This is a genomic window from Neptunicoccus cionae (assembly GCF_014643735.1).
Lineage (GTDB): Bacteria > Pseudomonadota > Alphaproteobacteria > Rhodobacterales > Rhodobacteraceae > Amylibacter > Amylibacter cionae.
On sequence record NZ_BMKA01000001.1, the window covers coordinates 711843 to 730341 of the forward strand.

The 18499-nt window shown below is 55.8% G+C and carries 13 protein-coding genes; 10 read left to right on the forward strand and 3 right to left on the reverse strand.

All coding sequences use genetic code 11. From position 1 onward, the window contains the following. Nucleotides 1–48 precede the first annotated feature (48 nt). Genes IEX10_RS03190 through IEX10_RS03205 form a run of 4 tightly spaced genes read left to right on the forward strand, consistent with a single transcriptional unit; the run spans nt 49 to nt 3228 of the window. Nucleotides 49–1584 carry a cryptochrome/photolyase family protein gene (locus tag IEX10_RS03190; RefSeq protein WP_188670824.1) on the forward strand — a complete coding sequence of 512 codons (1536 nt, stop codon included), beginning with the start codon at nt 49–51 and terminating at the stop codon, nt 1582–1584. Continuing rightward, nucleotides 1571–1732, forward strand: a complete 162-nt coding sequence (locus IEX10_RS03195; protein WP_188670826.1) for a DUF2256 domain-containing protein — start codon at nt 1571–1573, stop codon at nt 1730–1732. Before IEX10_RS03190 ends, IEX10_RS03195 begins: the two co-directional genes overlap by 14 nt. Then, complete coding sequence (locus IEX10_RS03200; RefSeq protein ID WP_229678409.1) at nt 1729–2964, forward strand: FAD-binding domain-containing protein; 1236 nt, start codon at nt 1729–1731, stop codon at nt 2962–2964. The genes IEX10_RS03195 and IEX10_RS03200 overlap by 4 nt, the downstream gene beginning before the upstream one ends. 48 nt (nt 2965–3012) lie before the next feature. Continuing rightward, nucleotides 3013–3228: a TIGR03643 family protein gene (locus IEX10_RS03205; protein WP_188670828.1), complete on the forward strand. Its 216-nt coding sequence runs from the start codon at nt 3013–3015 to the stop codon at nt 3226–3228. Nucleotides 3229–3258: 30 nt separating this feature from the next. On the opposite strand, the gene IEX10_RS03210 is transcribed toward IEX10_RS03205, so the two are convergent. Beyond that, nucleotides 3259–4431 carry an AraC family transcriptional regulator gene (locus IEX10_RS03210; RefSeq protein ID WP_308420677.1) on the reverse strand — a complete coding sequence of 391 codons (1173 nt, stop codon included), beginning with the start codon at nt 4429–4431 and terminating at the stop codon, nt 3259–3261. On the opposite strand from IEX10_RS03210, the gene IEX10_RS03215 reads away from it, so the two are divergent. Both IEX10_RS03215 and dmdD read left to right on the forward strand, forming a co-directional pair. Beyond that, the gene (locus tag IEX10_RS03215; protein WP_188670829.1) at nt 4384–6147 is read left to right on the forward strand and encodes an acyl-CoA dehydrogenase family protein; all 1764 of its coding nucleotides are present in this window, start codon (nt 4384–4386) and stop codon (nt 6145–6147) included. The two genes, IEX10_RS03210 and IEX10_RS03215, sit on opposite strands and share 48 nt — an antisense overlap. A gap of 21 nt (nt 6148–6168) precedes the next feature. Next, a complete protein-coding gene (gene dmdD, locus IEX10_RS03220; RefSeq protein WP_188670831.1) occupies nt 6169–6978 on the forward strand; it encodes a methylthioacryloyl-CoA hydratase in 810 nt (269 codons plus the stop codon). Nucleotides 6979–7210: 232 nt separating this feature from the next. On the opposite strand, the gene IEX10_RS03225 is transcribed toward dmdD, so the two are convergent. Both IEX10_RS03225 and IEX10_RS03230 read right to left on the reverse strand, forming a co-directional pair. After that, nucleotides 7211–8122, reverse strand: coding sequence for a DMT family transporter (locus tag IEX10_RS03225; protein ID WP_188670833.1), 912 nt, complete (start codon nt 8120–8122; stop codon nt 7211–7213). A gap of 134 nt (nt 8123–8256) precedes the next feature. Next, nucleotides 8257–11112 (reverse strand): ribonuclease E/G, encoded by a 2856-nt coding sequence (locus tag IEX10_RS03230; protein WP_188670835.1) that lies wholly within the window; start codon nt 11110–11112, stop codon nt 8257–8259. Between the two features lie 501 nt (nt 11113–11613). Here IEX10_RS03230 and IEX10_RS03235 point away from each other — a divergent pair. From IEX10_RS03235 to IEX10_RS03250, 4 genes are all read left to right on the forward strand, one after another. Continuing rightward, nucleotides 11614–12864, forward strand: a complete 1251-nt coding sequence (locus IEX10_RS03235; RefSeq protein WP_188670837.1) for an N-acetylmuramoyl-L-alanine amidase — start codon at nt 11614–11616, stop codon at nt 12862–12864. Between the two features lie 195 nt (nt 12865–13059). Next, on the forward strand, nt 13060–15603 hold the full coding sequence (locus tag IEX10_RS03240) for a penicillin-binding protein 1A (protein WP_188670838.1): 2544 nt from the start codon (nt 13060–13062) through the stop codon (nt 15601–15603). 93 nt (nt 15604–15696) lie between these two features. After that, complete coding sequence (lysM, locus tag IEX10_RS03245) at nt 15697–16122, forward strand: peptidoglycan-binding protein LysM (RefSeq protein ID WP_188670840.1); 426 nt, start codon at nt 15697–15699, stop codon at nt 16120–16122. A gap of 469 nt (nt 16123–16591) precedes the next feature. Then, the gene (locus IEX10_RS03250; RefSeq protein ID WP_188670842.1) at nt 16592–18487 is read left to right on the forward strand and encodes an acyl-CoA synthetase; all 1896 of its coding nucleotides are present in this window, start codon (nt 16592–16594) and stop codon (nt 18485–18487) included. The last annotated feature ends 12 nt before the right edge of the window (nt 18488–18499 follow it).

Here is an 18499-nt window from a genome sequence, read left to right on the forward strand (position 1 = left end):
TTGTGGTCTGGTGATGGTTCTCCCTAAGTCAAAGTCAGTGGAAATGTTATGAAATTACGATTGATATTAGGCGACCAGCTTAGCCAGAACATTTCAAGCCTTTCCGATGTGGACGCGCAAAAGGATGTTGTCTTGATGTGCGAAGTCCGCAGCGAGGCAACCTATGTAAAGCACCACAAGAAAAAGATCGCGTTTGTCTTTTCTGCGATGCGCCATTTTGCTGACGCGCTGTCAGATGAAGGCCTGAATGTCCGATACGTGCGCTATGATGACCCAAAAAACGCGGGGTCGTTGCGCGGGGAAGTCGCCCGCGCTTTGGACGACTACGACATTGACGAAGTGATTGTGACAACTGCTGGCGAACACCGTCTTGTTCAGGACATGGCTGGTTGGGCGGAAAAGTTGGACGTAGCGGTCTCCATCAGGGATGATGATCGCTTCCTGTGTAGCGCGGCGGAATTTGCCACATGGGCGGAAGGTCGTAAGCAATTGCGGATGGAATATTTCTATCGCGAAATGCGCCAGAAATACTCCGTATTGATGGACCAAGATGGCCCGGTTGGGGGGCAGTGGAACTACGACGCGGAAAACCGCAAACCAGCTGAGGCGGGATTGGACGTACCAGCGACCTATAAGGCGAAACCGGATGCGATCACGCAAGAAGTTATCGATTTGGTTAACGCCCATTTCACGGACCATTTCGGAGACCTGACACCGTTTCACTTTGCGGTCACGCGCGATCAGGCCATTTCTGCGTTAGAAGAATTTATCGCGCGTCGGTTAAAACTGTTTGGCGATTATCAGGATGCGATGATCCAAGGTGAGCCTTGGATGTACCACAGCCATATCGGTCTTTACGTCAATTGCGGGTTGCTGGACCCGTTGGACTGTATCGAACGCGCGGAAGCGGCTTATCACAAGGGCGCGGCCCCATTGAACGCGGTCGAGGGGTTCATCCGTCAAATCCTCGGATGGCGCGAATATGTGCGCGGGGTGTATTGGCTTAAGATGCCGGATTACAAAACCGCGAACTATTTTGATGCCGACCGTGCCTTGCCCGACTTCTACTGGAGCGCCGAGACGCAGATGAATTGCATGCGGCAGTGCATTACCGAGACCAAACAAAACGCCTATGCGCATCACATTCAACGGCTGATGGTGCTTGGGAATTTTGCATTGATTGCGGGCTTGGACCCTGACGAGGTCAATAATTGGTACATGTTGGTTTACGCAGACGCCTATGAATGGGTCGAACTGCCGAATGTCTCGGGGATGATTTTATATGCAGACGGCGGATTACTCGCTTCTAAACCCTACGCGGCCAGCGGTGCCTATATCAACAAAATGTCCAATTATTGCGGTTCTTGCAAATACAAGCCCACGGTCAAGAACGGGCCAACCGCGTGCCCTTTCAACTACCTTTATTGGGATTTCATTGCGCGAAATGAGGGCAAGCTAAGGGGAAACCCGCGGATGGGTTTTATGTACAAAAGCCTCGATCGTATGGGGGATGAAAAGCGCCAAGCGGTGCAGGACGACACCCGTAGATTTTTCAAAGCGATAGAAGCAGATGAAAAAGTCTGACCTGCCGCACAAGAACTGCGCTTGTTGCGGTCTGCCGTTCGCGTGGCGCAAGAAATGGGCCAAGGTTTGGGATGATGTAAGATATTGCTCAGAGCGGTGCCGCCGCACGCGCACGCCCACAAAATCCAGCAAAGGCAGTGCAGCATGATGCCGAAACCAGATCCTTCCGCAATTCTACCATCAGAAGTGGTCGCGTTTGAACCGACGCGCAAAGCCGGACTTGAACGGCTGGACAATTTTGTCGCGCGCACTGGCGCGCATTACGCATCCCATCGGAATTATGATTATGGGCCGCAGCACCGCAGCTCTGTTTCGGCCCTGTCGCCGTGGATCAGACACCGGCTGATCACTGAAGAAGAGGTGCTGAGAAAAACACTTGCGCACCATGGCCCGAGTGCTGCCATGAAGTTTATAGAAGAGGTGTTCTGGCGCGGGTACTTCAAGGGATGGCTGGAACAACACCCGAGCGTTTGGACAAGCTATCAAACGGGTCTTCAGGCTGCTTTGGCAACATTGAAAACCGATGCGGTGCGTAATCTGGATTACAACGATGCAATCGCTGGGCGCACAGGGATCGCGTGTTTTGACCATTGGTGCCAAGAGCTTGAAAGCACGGGTTATCTGCACAATCACGCACGGATGTGGTTTGCATCAATCTGGATTTTCACTTTGCGATTGCCGTGGGAACTGGGGGCCGATTTCTTTCTGCGTCATCTGATTGACGGTGACCCTGCGTCTAACACGCTAAGCTGGCGTTGGGTTGGCGGCTTGCATACGAAGGGCAAGACGTATCTGGCCCGCGCCTCAAACATCGCGAGTTTTACCAACGGTCGTTTTGAACCGACTGGGCAGCTTGCGACACATGCGGACCCCCTGTACGAGGATGCAGAGCACCCGTTCGTTCCGCTGTCCCAACCCGTATCACAGGTTCCGGAGGGTTACTTGCTGTTGATTACTGCGGAAGATTGCCTGCCGGAGCAGACGCAAACAGGATCGCCAAAGGGTGTTTTGGGCCTTGTTGGCATGGCACCGCCCCGACAGAATAGCAATGTGACTGCGTTTCAAAAAACTGCTGTTGAGGAGGCGGTGAAGCGAACAGATCCAAACGGGGCTACCTTTGTGCCGACAGGGAACTGGGCAGAAACCATCATCAATGCTGCCACCGATGCGGGAACCAAGGATGTTCTTACTCCTTGGGCGCCGGTTGGACCAACAGCATCGTACCTTGCCGCTGCACGGCCCCAGCTATTGGATGCTGGCATCCGCTTGCATGAAACCCGCCGTGCCTATGACACACTCACATGGCCACACGCCGACAGGGGCTTTTTCAAACTGAAGAAGAAAATCCCCACAATCCTAAGCGCGCTTGACCTTTCCTAGCCCTAAGACCTGCCGAACCTGAAACGCAGTGAAAGATTCCGTCACACCATGAAAACCACCGACGATATCCCGCCAGAGCACATCAGCGAAATCATCCAAATGGCCTTATCTGATCATGTTAGCTTTGCTGATATTCACGCCGAATACGGAATCAGTGACAAACAGGTAAAACAGCTTATGCGATCAGAGCTGAAAAGCAGCAGTTATAAAACCTGGCGAAAACGGGTGCGGGCCTTTGGGGATCGCAGAGCTGTATATAAGTAACTGACAATACCTCAGGGGCCAAACACGGACTTACATCCGATACGATCCGGGCGTCCGGTTGGTCCATTTGCGAAAGGCGCGGTGAAAATTCGACGTGGCCGAAAAGCCGTTGTCAAAGGCGATTTGTTCGATGCTGTCTGTGCCATGTTGAAGCGCTCGGATCGCGATGTCGCGGCGTAAGGCGTCTTTAATATCCTGAAAGGATGTCCCTTCCTCTTTCAGGCGTCGGTTCAGTGTTCGTGGCGTCATCTTAAGGGCGTGGGCCGCATCAGGCAGCTGGCAGATGTGCCAGTTCGCACCGTAAAGGAATGCCCGAACCTGTAGGCTGTTTGTATGGACGCGCGATCCCGTGAAGATCCAGTCTATCGGTGCGCGTTCAAGAAAGTCTGACGCTTCTGCGGAACTGCGGCTCATCGGGCGCGGGAAAAGTTTCGGGTCAAAACATATGCTGGTTTGCTGTGCGTCGAACCTGACAGGGCAGGGGAAGACGACCGCGTAATCTGCGGCGAAATCTGGTCGAGTGAAGGCAAAGTGAACCGCTTTGACAGGCGTTTCCGACCCGCTCAGCCAAGATAAAAGCCCGTGTGCCAGTTTTAAAATCAACATGTGGCCAAAACGCTGTGGGCGGATCGCGGGCGCGTAGGGGACCAAGGCAAGCTCGAGGGTCTCTGGGCCGCTGCGTAACTCAAGTCGAAAATCGTCTAACAACAGATTCCAGAAGGTCGAAAACCGGTAGAGTGCGGATGTCAGGCTGCCTGCCTCGCGCAGGACGGTGACAAGATGCTGCAACGCACGGGGACGTATTGGACGGCTCCAAAGGCCCATCATTTCGTCTTGGGTTTCTGGCGCGGCAAGCTGATAGAGCTTGGCAAATTCATTAAGGGTCACGCGCTGCCTGGCAGCCATTGGACCTGATTGCAGCCCCGAGCGTGCCAGTAAAGAGCCCATTTCCTGCGCCGTGCAGCGGCCTTCCAACGCCTCGAGCCAATCCTGAATAAAGCCCGATGAGACGGTGGTGAGAGTTATCGGGTCATAGCCGGCCATGGAAACCTCTATTTGTCGCAATCGGATATAATCTTGGCAAGAAATGAGCTTATCGGATAGGTTTGCTATAAGTAAATGACGTGAAGCCATAATTTTACGTGGGAGCCAGACATGTCTTATCAACCGCCTGTTCAGGATCTGATGTTCTGCATCAAGCATTTATCCCATTGGGATCAAGTATCTGCACTGGAAGTCTATTCCGATTATGACCTGTCCGATATAGGAGCAGTACTGGACGCTTACGCACGTTTTTGCAGTGAACAGGTTGCACCGCTGTCTTATGACGGCGACACGCTTGGCGCACAGTTCGACAACGGGCGCGTGACTTTGCCAGACGCCAACATGCAAGCCTACGCGCGTTTTGTTGAAAACGGGTGGCAGGCGTTGACCCATCCCCCTGAATACGGCGGCATGGGGCTGCCGCGGGCCGTTGGTGCGGCGGCGGTTGAAATGCTGAACGCGGCTGATATGAGTTTTGGTCTGTGCCCGCTGTTGACCGATGGCGCAATCGAAGCGCTGCTGCTGACCGGATCGCAAGACCAGAAAGCCACCTATCTGGAACCGCTGATTGCGGGGCGCTGGTCGGGCACCATGAACCTGACGGAACCGCAAGCAGGCAGTGATCTGGGTCGTGTGACGACCAAGGCGGTTCTGCGAGAGGGGGGCAGCTATGGCATTTCGGGGACCAAAATTTTTATCACCTATGGTGCCCATGACCTGACGGAGAACATCATCCACCTTGTGCTGGCGCGTACACCTGACGCGCCAGCCGGCCCAAAAGGGCTGAGCCTGTTTATCGTGCCACAAACCATGGTGGAGCCGGATGGCACGTTGGGCGCCAGAAATTCGGTCAACTGTGTCAGTATCGAACATAAACTGGGCGTGCGCGCCAGCCCGACAGCCATTCTGGAATACGATGATGCCACTGGTTTCCTGATCGGCGAGGAGAACTGCGGACTGGAATATATGTTCATCATGATGAACGCCGCGCGTTTTTCGGTGGGAGTGCAGGGGATTGCAACGTCGGATCGGGCCTATCAACGGGCACTGGCCTATGCGCGCGACCGCGTTCAAAGCCGGCCTGTGAATGGCCAAAGCAAGGATGCTGCCGCTATTATCGAACATCCTGACGTGCGCCGGATGCTTTTGCGGATGCGCAGCCTGACCGAAGGCGGACGGGCGATGGCCACGGCAACCGCGGGGCTACTGGATATTGCCCATCATCAAAACGATCCCCAGATGGCCGCACTGGCCGAGTTCATGGTCCCGCTGGTTAAGGGATTTTGCACGGAACGGTCCGTAGAGGTCGCGTCTTTGGGGGTGCAGATCCACGGTGGCATGGGCTTCATCGAAGAAACCGGTGCCGCGCAGCACTACCGCGACGCCCGCATTTTACCGATCTACGAAGGCACTACGGCGATCCAGGCCAATGATCTGTTAGGGCGCAAAGTGATGCGGGACGGCGGCGAAACCGCCCGCCTGTTTGCCGCGCGCATTGCCCAGACCGAGGCTCAGCTGGCCACCGGAGATGCTACCCTGCAAGCAATTGGTGCAAGTCTGACACAGGCCCGAGGCACGTTTGAAGCAGCGTTGGACTGGATGCTGGACAACAGCCGCCGCGACATTGACGCCGCCTTTGCGGGCTCTGTTCCCTTCCTGATGCTGGCAGGCACATTGGCCGCTGGATGGAAGCTGGCCAAGGGTGCCATTGCGGCACAAGAAGCCCGCGACGCCGGAGAGGACACACCGTTCATGGCCCAGAAGATTGCCACTGCACTGTTCTTCGCCCAGCACATCTTTCCCGATTGTGCCGCCGAACACACCCGCATCCTGCATGGCTCTCGCAGCCTGCTGGACGCGGATTTTCCAGAATAATCACTCGAAAGGACCAATCCTATGAACGACGTTGTAAACCCAGACAGCTATGAGCGCCTTTCAATTTCAGCGCGCGACAACGGTCTTTACGTTGTGACACTGAACCGGCCCGAAAAGCGCAACGCGCTGGATGTGGTGACAATCGAGGAGCTGATCCGTTTCTTCAGCGGCGCGCGAATGGCGGGCGTCAGGGCTGTGTTGCTGGCAGGGGAAGGCGATCACTTTTGTGCGGGCCTTGATCTGGTTGAACACTGGAAGGCCGACCGCAGCCCTGATGATTTTATGCACGTCTGTCTGCGCTGGCATGAAGCGTTCAACAAGATGGAGTATGGCGGCGTGCCGATCATTGCAGCACTCAACGGCGCGGTTGTCGGCGGCGGGCTGGAACTGGCAAGTGCCGCGCATCTGCGCGTTGCTGATCCAAACACCTATTTTGCCCTGCCAGAAGGCCAGCGCGGGATCTTTACCGGTGGCGGCGCCACAATCCGGGTTTCGGATATGATCGGTAAATATCGCATGATCGACATGATCCTCACTGGACGGGTGTATCAGGGACAGGAAGCCGTTGATCTGGGTCTTGCCCAATACATCACCGAAGAAGGCGGCAGTTTTGACAAGGCGATGGAACTGGCTGAAAAAGTAGCGCAGAACCTGCCGCTGACGAACTTTGCAATCTGTTCGGCGGTCAGCCACATGAACAATATGTCCGGTATGGACGCCGCCTATGCCGAGGCTTTTGTGGGTGGGATTGTGAACACTCAGTCCGCTGCCCGCGAACGTTTGGAAGCCTTTGCCAACAAAACCGCCGCCCGCGTGCGGCCAAACAGCTAGGGCAAACTAAGACGGGGGCGCCTCTTTCACAAGGCCGCCCTCTGTCTTCCCCTGTTCTGTCGCCTAGGTCGGATTATCTGATATTTCTGGGTCGGTCTGCGACTGATTTAAAGCCTGTCTACAGCACCTCTCCAGTTTTTGTGGTTGATGAATTGCCGTCCCACCAAACCGGACTTGGCATTCCGCGCAAAGTGGCATTCGGATACAACGCGGTAAGCGAGGATTTCGCAGATTACACCGTGGTTGCGCGGGAGCGGGCGAGGTTGGCTTTGTTCTCGGCGCGGATGTTTAGGTAATTCGCCCCAAAGACGAGCGCTGCGCCAATGAAGATCGCAGCAACCAACGGTTCGCCATAGAGGAAAAACGCAACCACAGCGACAAGGGGCAGGCGCAGGAATTCCAGCGGCGCGACGATTGTGGCGGGGGCGAGTTTCAGCGCAGTTGTGATGCAGTAGTGCGCAATCAGGCCGCCAAGACCGACAAAGAAGACCCAAGGCAAATCAGCAAGGCTCGGCAGTGTGATGTCCATGTCATAACCCGCACAGGCCAGCCCTAGAACCCCTTGAATGGCGGTTAACCAGAACATGATGGACGTGGTGGGTTCCGTCCGGCTGAGGCTTTTGGTGGCGATTGTGGTGAACGCAAACATGACCGCACAGGCTGCAGCGGCCCCTGTGGCCAGTGTGATGGGCGCACTTTCGGGGCGGGCGACAATCAGGATGCCGACAAACCCGAGGATGAACGAAAGGATGCGCGTGCGGCTCATCTTTTCGCCCAGAAACAACGGGGCGAGCAGGGCAATCCACAGTGGACTTGTGAATTCAAAGGCGAAGAGCTGGGACAGCGGGATGTAGATCAGTGCATAAAGCCACAGGTTCTGTCCGGTGAAATGGAACAGGTTGCGCACAGTATGCAGGCCAAGGCGGTTGGTCGAGATTTCCCCCATCCGGCCGTTCAACGCGGCGAGGCACAGCACAACCACCAGCCCGATGGCTGAACGGTAGGTCATGATCTCAAAGGTATCCAGCGAGGCGGCAAGTTCGCGTCCCGAAACCGCCATGAGCGTGAAACTGAACATGGCGCCGGTCATGAACATCGCGGCTTTTAGCGGTTGGGATTGCTCGTCGCTGGCTGGTGGGCGCATTTCGGGATCTTTAAGCTTGGGAATACAATATCTTGATGCGCTATGGGTAGCGGAGATATTGGGCGGGTTCAACACACCTTTCCCAATGTAAAAAGGGGCCGCGTAGGCCCCTTTTCTAATCAGTATCTCGTGGTTTACTTGCCGGTCGCGCGGGACCACCAGCCGGAGCGCTTTGGCTTGGGCTTGGCTGGGGGGGCTTCCGGCTCTTGGGCTTTCACCTCGGGTTCCGACGCTTTTTCGGTTTCCGGTTCTGCAGGTGCCTTGGTGATCGGGATCTCAACCGCTTCGGGTGCAGCAGCAGGGGCGGGCGGCGCTGCGACTGCCTCTGGTGCTGCGGTTTCCACCGCTTTTGGCTCTGCTGCCGGTTCAGTCGGTTTTTCAGGTTCTACTGGCGCATCTGCCTTGACCTTGTTTGCCTTGGCCGCAGCCGGTTTGCGGGTGCGGGGTTTGCGCGCTGGCTTAACCGGTTTTTCTTCGGCTGGATTAGCAGCTTTTTCAGCTTCCTTCACAGGTGCTTCTTCAGCCGCAGGCTCGGCGTTTTGATCCCCGGCAGGTGCGTCGCCTGTTTCGGAATTCGCCGCATCTTCGGTCGCTGCGGAGTCTTTGGATTCCTCCTTGGATTTCGCAGAGGAGCGACGACGGGACGTGGTGCGCGATTTCTTCGCCGGAGCATCCTGCTTTTCGCCAGCAGCCTCGCCGGATTTGGCATCGTCGGCCTGTTGCGGCGCGGCAGTGTCTTCGCCTTTTGCATCGCCGGCAGCAGCGTCTGCGCCGTTTTGGTCGCCATTCTCGCCGTTTTGGGAGTCGTTGCGATCTTTGCCGCCCCGACGCCGACGACGCCGGCGCTTTTTCTTGGGCTGATCGTCAGAGGTTTCTGCCTCGGCTTCGGGCGCATTATTCGCCTTTGCTGTTGGGGCTTGTTCCTCTTCTTCAACCTCAAAGGGCTCAATGCTGTCGATGGTGACAGCCGCGTGAACCGGTGCTTTGGGGATGCGACGTGTGGAAGTTTTGAACTTCTCGATCTTATGATCAGGGCTGATCAGATGCATATCTGCTTCGATCCGCACGGCCATGCCATAGCGGGCTTCGATCATGGCGATATGTTCGCGTTTCTCGTTCAGCAGGTAGTTTGCAATCGCCACAGGAGCTGTGACCAGAACCTCGCGGGTGCGTTTGCGGGTTCCTTCATCCTCCAGCTCGCGCAGGATCAACAGCGCCATGCTGTCATCCGAGCGGGTGAGGCCGGTGCCGTGACAGGCCGCACAAGGCTGTGTGGTCGCCTCAAGCATGCCGGGACGCAGACGCTGGCGGGACATTTCCATCAGACCAAAGCCCGAAATGCGACCCACCTGAATGCGCGCACGGTCGTTTTTCAACCGGTCTTTCATACGTTTTTCAACGGCAGCGTTGTTCCGGCGTTCTTCCATATCGATAAAGTCGATCACGATCAGACCGGCAAGGTCGCGCAGTTTTAACTGGCGGGCCACTTCTTCGGCGGCTTCAAGGTTGGTGCGCAGTGCAGTATCCTCGATCGAGCCTTCTTTGGTGGATTTGCCGGAGTTCACGTCGATGGCAACCAGTGCTTCGGTGATGCCGATCACGATATACCCGCCGGATTTCAGCTGAACGGTCGGGTTGAACATACCGTCAAGGTAGGATTCTACCTGATAGCGCGCGAACAGCGGCAGGCTTTCAGCATAATGGCGCACGCGGGTGGCGTGGCTTGGCATCAGCATCTTCATGTATTCTTTGGCCACACGGTAGCCCGCTTCACCCTCAACGAAGATTTCGTCAATGTCGCGGTTGTAAAGGTCACGGATCGAGCGTTTGATCAGATCGCCTTCTTCATAGATACCCGCAGGGGCGATGGATTTCAGGGTCAGGTCGCGGACCTGTTCCCACTGGCGCATCAAATATTCATAGTCGCGTTTGATCTCGGTCTTGGTGCGTTTTGCGCCAGCGGTTCGGATGATCAGACCCGCGCCTTCCGGCACTTCGATTTCGTTCGCGATGTCTTTGAGTTTCTTACGGTCGGAGGCATTGGTGATCTTACGGGAAATACCACCCCCACGGGCCGTGTTTGGCATCAGAACACAGTAGCGTCCTGCCAGCGACAGATAAGTCGTCAGTGCCGCGCCTTTATTGCCGCGTTCCTCTTTGACAACCTGCACCAGCAGGATCTGGCGAACCTTGACCACTTCTTGAATCTTATAACGCCGCGCCCGTGGTTTGCGGGGACGGAATTCGGCGCGGACATCGTCTGCTTCCGCTTCGGCATCATCGGTTTCGACTTCTTCCGTGGCGTCGTCTGTTTCAACAGCTTCGACCTGAGGCTCCACGATGGGGGCTTCGTCTGGTGTTTCTTCAGACTGGGCAGGTGCTTCTTCTGTTTGCTCCGGCGTAGCTGCGACAGCATCCTGCGCTTCAGCAGGGACTGGAGTGTCTGTCTCTACCGCAGGCGTATCTGTTGCCGCTTCCTGAGGAGCGTCATCAACGGCCTGTGAAGCAGTCGCTTTTTCACCGGTCTCGGGCACATCCACCAGACCGGAGTCATCGGAGTCCAGATCAATCACGTCAGATGAAATAACTTCATCCTTAGAGGTTGCTGCACCATCACTGGCGGCTTCGCTCTTTTTCGAACGGGACGAACGACGGGAGCGTTTCGGCTTCTCGCGGTTTTCTTCCTCGGCCATTGCCTTGGCGTATTCGGCTTCTTCGGCCAGCAGCTTTTCGCGGTCGGCCACAGGAATCTGGTAATAGTCGGGGTGGATTTCCGAAAACGCGAGGAACCCGTGCCGGTTTCCGCCGTAATCTACAAATGCCGCCTGAAGCGAAGGTTCGACCCGTGTTACTTTTGCGAGATATATGTTGCCAGCCAGCTGACGTTTGTTTTCGGATTCAAAGTCGAATTCTTCTACCTTGTTTCCATCGACCACCACGACCCGGGTCTCTTCCGGGTGGGTGGCATCAATAAGCATCTTTTTAGCCATAGTGTATCTTTCGCACGCACGTCCGCACAGGGGCGGACCCCGCTGTTTCCAGGGGGAGCCGATGTAGAGTTTGCGTGGTAAATTGGGGCGATTTGAATGGCGTCGCTGTCGTCCAGACGCAAAAACGGGGCAGGCGGTTTGCCTGCTCCCTGCGTGTAGTCAACATAGTCAACGCGTTTCATCGCGGTTATCTCCAGCATCCTTATGGTCGGATGCCAAGCTCTGGCGCGGGCTCTGCTGTTAAGGCGCGGCCTGCGCAATTCGGGTGGCCGGTTGGCCTTGCCGGTGAAGGCGATCCTGACAGCGGGCGCCGCTTGGGGCCCAGACCATCATCGCGTTTCATCAGCGAAACTGTTTAAGCAGGGGTTCTGTGAACCGCTGTTACAAATTAGTCTTATGGGGTGGATTGGGGAATTACAATCGGTTTTTAGCTGCGCTATGGTGTGCGAGCACGGGAAACTCCCGTTAAAGTGATCTCTGGAAAAGAGGCGAGGCGGTATTATGAGCAGCGGTTTTATCAGACAGGCAGTCCTTGGCGCGACCCTGTTTGCAGGTGTGGTGCTGGCAGGGGTTCACCCTGTTTTGGCGCAGGATTTACAGGCGCTTGCGCGAGTTGATGTGTCGCGCTCCACTATAAAGGACGGATCGGGAGATACCGTCAATCTGAGATTGCAATTATCCCAGCCGGTGCCGTATCGGGTCTTTGCTCTGAACGATCCGCCACGCATTGTATTTGATTTCAAAGAAATCGACTGGAGCGGCTTTGAACCCGGTCACGTCGATCAAAGTGATGTGGTTAAAGGCCTACGCTATGGCATTTTCCGGCCCGGCTGGTCGCGACTGGTGCTTGATCTGGCCTATCCGATTCTGCCGCAAAAGGCCGAAATGCGGGTGGATGACGTACGCGGCACTGCGGTGCTGGACGTTCGCATGGCCTCTGCCGGTCAGGAAGAATTTGCCCTGAAATCAGCCAAGCGGGAAGAGGACGGCTGGGCCCTGCCCAAACCGACAGAGGCGGGCAAGCCAAAGCAGCGCCAGTTGGGCGACCGGCCGGTGGTGGTCGTAATTGACCCCGGTCACGGCGGCGTAGACGGCGGGGCTGAACGTGACGGTTATGAGGAAAAGGACCTCGTGTTGCAATTTGCGCGGGAACTGCAAGAAGCTTTCATCCGCACGGGGAGGTTTCAGGCCAAGCTAACCCGCTCGGAGGATGTTTTCCTTTCGCTGCCAGACCGGATTTCTGTGGCGCGGGCGTTGGGTGCGGATGTGTTCCTTTCCATTCATGCCGACGCTCTGGCAGAAGGAAGTGCAACGGGAACAACGGTTTACACCCTATCAGCTAAAGCGTCATCAACGATGGCGGCGCAACTGGCAGAACAACACGACCGTTCGGATTTGCTCGCTGGGGTGGACCTGAGCAATCAGGACGACCAGATCGCTGCAGTGCTGATGGACATGGCCCAACGAGAGACCGGTGTGCGCAGTGATATGCTAGCGGAGATGCTGGTAAACGGGATCGCAAAATCCGTTGGCCGCATCCGCAAAAGACCTCACCTGAGCGCAGGTTTTACCGTGCTCAAAGCCCCGGACATCCCGTCGGTTCTGGTAGAACTGGGCTTTATGTCTAACAAAAGTGACCTTAACAATCTGCTGACTGCGCGCTGGCGGGGACAGGTGATTGCGGGCATCCTTAACGCCCTGGACGACTGGACCGTAGAGGACGCTGCACAAGGCCGCCTGCTGCGCCAGTAATGGCGGGGGCGCCCTTGGTGTTCAGGAAGGATTGACGGGCACGTAAAAGAATCCCTTTATCTTTCGCGCAAAACCCCTAAATCAGCTTCAACAAGTCGTATTTGGGCGAGTTTGAGCCAAATCAGCTTCAGGGCTGCTTTGACCCGTGTCATGCGGGTTGGTAAGATACCTTGCAAGAGTTGGGGAGTCGCGCGGGTGCTGCGTTTTATACTAAACATATTTGGCTGGATTTTCAGCGGCTTAACCATCGGTGCTGTCATGGTCGTCGTTGCTGTGGGTGCGGTCTTTTGGATGTACGGCCGCGATCTGCCGGACCATCAGGCGCTCGCCAGCTATGAACCTGCCACCATCAGCCGCGTCTATTCCGGTGAAGGTAAGGTCATGGACGAATTTGCCCATGAACGGCGGATGTTCACCCCCGCAGATGAAGTGCCGGACGTTGTAAAGCAGGCATTCGTAAGCGCCGAAGACAAACATTTCTACGAACACAAGGGCTATGACCTACAAGGGATCGTTAAGGCCGCGCTGGATGCGGCACAAGGTGGGCGGTTGCGCGGGGCTTCCACCATCACACAGCAGGTGATGAAAAACTTCCTTCTGGACGGATCGCGGTCTTTTGAACGGAAAATCAAAGAGATCATCCTTGCGACGCGGCTTGAAGAGACACTCGATAAGGATAAAATCCTCGAATTGTATCTTAACGAGATTTTTCTCGGTCAGAATTCTTACGGGGTGACCGCGGCGGCAGATACGTATTTCGGCAAGAACCTCGAAGAGGTCACAGTGGCAGAGGCAGCGTACCTTGCGGCTCTGCCCAAGGCGCCCAGTGACTATCATCCGGTGCGCCAGAAAGAACGGGCGATCGCGCGGCGAAACTATGTGCTCGGCCAGATGTACGAGAACGGTTATATAGATGAAACCACTTACAACACCGCAGAAGCGAGCGATCTGTTAACCGTGCAATCCGGGGATTTCACATCCTCGCGCGCAGAACGCCCGCCACGGGACTACTTTACCGATGAAATCCGCCGCCAACTGTCGGGTGACTTTGGCGAGGACGAGTTCTTCGGCGGTGGCCTGAGCATCCGTGCCACTATGGATCCGGTGCTTCAGAAAGAGGCGGCGAAATCGTTGCGGGCCGGACTGGAAAAATACGACCGCAATCTTGGCATTTATCGCGGGCCTGCTGGCAAGATAGAGCCTGCAAAGCTCGGCTCTGAGGCAGAATGGCGCGACGCACTGCGCGATGTAAATACGCCGCGAGATATTGAAGGTTGGCATCCCGCCGTGGTGCTAGAGCTGGGCGATACATCCGCACGGATCGGGATTGAAGGGGTGGAAGAGGACGAAGACGGTCACTTCCTTCCCAAGCAAGAGTTCAACTGGCGCCCGCTGCTGGACAACGGGCGGGCAGGCAAGCGGGCGAATAAGCCTGCGGATTTGTTGTCTGTTGGCGATGTGATCTATGTGCGGGCCGTTACCAAAGACAGCGACGGGTCCTTTGTCCGCTGGAGCTTGCGCCAGATTCCCCGCATTCAGGGTGGTTTCATGGCAATGGACACCAACACAGGTCGTGTTCTGGCGATGCAGGGTGGCTTTTCCTATCAAGCCTCCGTGTTCAACCGCGCAACACAGGCGACGCGCCAGCCAGGTTCATCTTTTAAACCCTTTGTTTACGCTTCCGCGCTAGACAGTGGATATAGCCCGTCCACCATCGTGGTGGATGCCCCGATCGAAGTACAAACACCGCAGGGTTTGTGGCGACCAAAGAATGCGTCGAATAAATTCTACGGTCCGGCCCCATTACGGGTGGGGATTGAACGGTCCCGTAACCTGATGACCATCCGGCTGGCGCAGGATGTGGGTATGAATGTGGTCGCAGATTACGCCGAACGGTTCGGGGTTTACGACGATATGGGCGAATACCTTGCGAATGCGCTCGGTTCGCAGGAGACAACCTTATTCAAGATGGTTGCAGCCTACGCAATGTTCGCCAACGGCGGGGAGCGGGTTGAACCAACATTGGTGGACCGTGTGCAGGATCGTTGGGGGAAGACGATCTATCGTCACGACAAGCGCGACTGCGAAGGGTGCGAATTGGCCTCTCTGGAGGAGGGCGTGTCGCCGCGCATCGTTTCCAACCGCGAGCGGGTGATGGATGCTGTAACCGCCTATCAGCTTACGTCCATGATGCGGGGCGTCGTGGAACGCGGTACCGCGAGTGGGACGGTGAAGCTCGGCGTGCCAGTTGCGGGTAAGACAGGTACAACAAATGATGCGAAGGACGTGTGGTTTGTGGGCTTTACCCCGAACATTGTTGCGGGGTGTTACCTTGGCTATGATCGGCCCCGTGCCCTTGGACGCGGCGCCTCTGGCGGTGGCATGTGTGGTCCGGTTTTCAACAGCTTTATGAAAAAAGCGATCAAGCTTTACGGTTCTTCCGATTTTGAAGTGCCGCCCAACACACGCTTTATTAAATTTGACCGCTACTCAGGCGCGCGCCTGCCACCGGATGCCACCGGACCTAATGTGGTATCCGAATTGTTCCGCATGGGCGAAGAGCCGGAATATGGTATGTTCAGCATCATCGACGGGGGCTTCGCAATGGGCGAGGATTTGCAGCTTTACGGGCGCGGTGAGGATGACTCGGAAACCGTAATAACCACATCCACCGGCCAGCAGAAAGTGATCCCGCCGAAAGCATCGTTCGGATCGTTGTCATCGGGCGGATTGTATTAGGATTTCACCGTTGGGGGATTATTTTGATCCCCCCGCAGACTGGCCAATGGTGGCCGCAGGCATTTTCGCCAACCAACTTTGTAGGAGAGATTTATGGGACTTTGGAGTTTTGTGAAGGATGCCGGTAAATCGGTATTCGGGGGCGCTGCGGAAGCGGCTCCGGCGGAAGATGCTTTGAAAAAAGAGATCGCGGATCTTGGTCTGGATGCCTCTGGGCTCGATATCAAGGTGGACGGCGACACGGTTTCCGTTGCCGGAACGGCTGTCAGCCAAGAAATGAAAGAGAAAGTCATTCTCGCCGTGGGCAACGTCGAAGGCGTGGCTGCGGTGGACGACAGTGTGGGCGGGGATGATCCTGTGTTCCACACAGTCGAGAAGGGTGATACGCTCTGGGCGATTTCACAAAAGGCACTGGGTGACGGGAACCGTTACAACGAGATTTTTGAAGCAAACAAGCCAATGCTGTCCCACCCCGACAAGATTTATCCCGGTCAGGTTCTGCGGATCCCTATGGCCTGATCTGCGCGTCCGGGCGCTCAGCACGCCGGTCATAAGCGTAGATTGCAACGACTATAAACCCCGTCTTGTCAGGCGGGGTTTTTCTTTGCGCCGGTGCATTTATATAAAATTAAAGGACTGATATCGCATGTAAATTCCATTTAAGACCCTGCAAATATGAAGCGTCTTAAATGAAGCTTCATACAACACGCTTCATATATGAAGCTTCATATTTGCAGGGTGATGAGGCCAGATCCGTGGCAGCCCAGTCTGTCCAAACAGGGTAACACTTCACCGGATGTCTTGCGTGATTTGCGCTTAAGCAGCCTATAATTTCATCGGCGTGTTTGCGCCTAAAATAAGGGTCGGAAACATGCTCGCGTCAAGTTTCGTTTTTTCCCCAGCGTAAACCTTGCCCTACAGGGATTTTAGCCCCATGCTATGAGCCGAAAATACAGGCGCCCGAACGCCTTTCTGGGAGGATAAATTCATGGCCATCTTACGTGATCTGGCATCCGTTATTGAAATCGAATCCGAAATGCCGGTCGAGGACCGATGGACTGCGCGCACTGTTTATGAACGGCTGGAACAAACCTGCGAAGCCAATGGCAACCGGGCGGCGGTCAGCTTTCAGTTGTTGTCCGGTCCGACCGATCCCAACATCACGCTGACATGGAACGAGACCAAACAAAAGGTCACGCAGGCCGCCAATCTGTTTCGGTCTCTTGGCGTGGGGCCTAACGATGTGGTGGCGTATCTGCTGCCCACAACCCACGAAACCGCAATCACCATGATGGGCGGGATGACCGCAGGTATCGTTGCGCCGATCAACCCGACACTGAAGCCCGACCAGATCGCGGCCCTGTTGCGCGAAACCGGCGCCAAAGTTCTGGTAACGCTTAAGGCGTTCCCCAAGGTTGAAGTGGCGCAACTGGCTGCCGAAGCGGTGGCACAGGCCCCCAATGTAGAAACCATTGTTGAAGTGGACCTGCTGACCCATTTGACGGGTTTGAAGAAGTTTATCGTGCCCTTGGTGCGCCCGAAAGTAGAGGCGAAACACAATGCCAAAGTGCTCGACTTTAATAAGGCACTGGCAGCACAACCCGGTGACAAGCTGACCTTCCAAGAGGATATGAACGATCCCTTCTGCGCCTATTTCCACACCGGTGGCACCACAGGCATGCCGAAAATCGCGCAACACCGGCATTCCGGTATTCTGTACAACGGGATGCTCGGCAGTTTGATGCTGCTGAAAGAGACCGACATCGTGATCTGTCCGCTGCCCATGTTCCACGTTATGGCCGCCCACGTGTTCTGGGCCGCAATGATCACCTCGGGCGCGCATATCGTCTTCCCGACCCCTGCGGGGTATCGCGGCGACGGGGTGTTTGATAACTTCTGGAAGCTGGTAGAACGTTATAAAGCTACGTATATGGTCACAGTTCCCACTGCTGCCGCTGCGCTGATGCAGCGCCCTGTAGACGCGGATATTTCGACGCTGGAAGGTGCGATGTGCGGGTCTTCCCCGCTGCCTGTCGAGCTGTTCCGCCGTTTTCAGGATGTGACCGGCGTTGAAATTCTGGAAGGCTACGGCATGACCGAAGCCACCTGTCTGGTGTCTGGCAACCCGAAATACGGTGAGAAGAAAATCGGCTCTGTGGGTCTGCGTTATCCTTATACGGATGTGAAAATTCTTGATTGTTCCGAAGACGGTACCATCAAAAAGGAATGTGGCGTCGATGAGGTTGGCGAGATTTGCGTCAACAATCCCGGCGTGATGGTGGGCGAGACCTACACGGATGCTTCCAAGAATGTTGGCCTGTTTGCCGGAGGCACCCACCTGCGCACTGGCGATCTTGGACGGTTTGACAGTGACGGCTATCTTTGGATCACAGGACGGGCGAAGGATTTGATTATTCGGGGCGGTCACAACATTGATCCCGCGTTGATCGAAGAGGCGCTGGCTGGTCATAAAGATGTAGCCTTTGCGGGTGCTATTGGCCAACCGGATGCCCACGCGGGTGAGCTGCCTTGCGCCTATGTCGAGCTTGTGGAAGGGGCTTCGGCTTCGGTTCAGGACCTGATGGCCTTCGCAAACGAGCATGTGCCAGAGCGTGCGGCCCAGCCGAAATACATCGAAATTCTGGACGAATTGCCAAAAACCGCCGTGGGTAAAATCTTTAAACCTGACCTGCGGCGCAAGGCAATCACGCGGGTTTATGATGCTGCTCTTGCGGATGCAGGTGTTGGCGCTTCTGTGGCTGAAGTTGTTGAGGATAAAAAACGGGGTCTTGTGGCCCAGTTGAAGAAATCCGACCCATCCGTGACAGATTCGCAGGTTGCGGACGTGCTGGGCGGTTTTATCAACCCTTGGGAATGGGCTTAGCGTCTTTTCCAG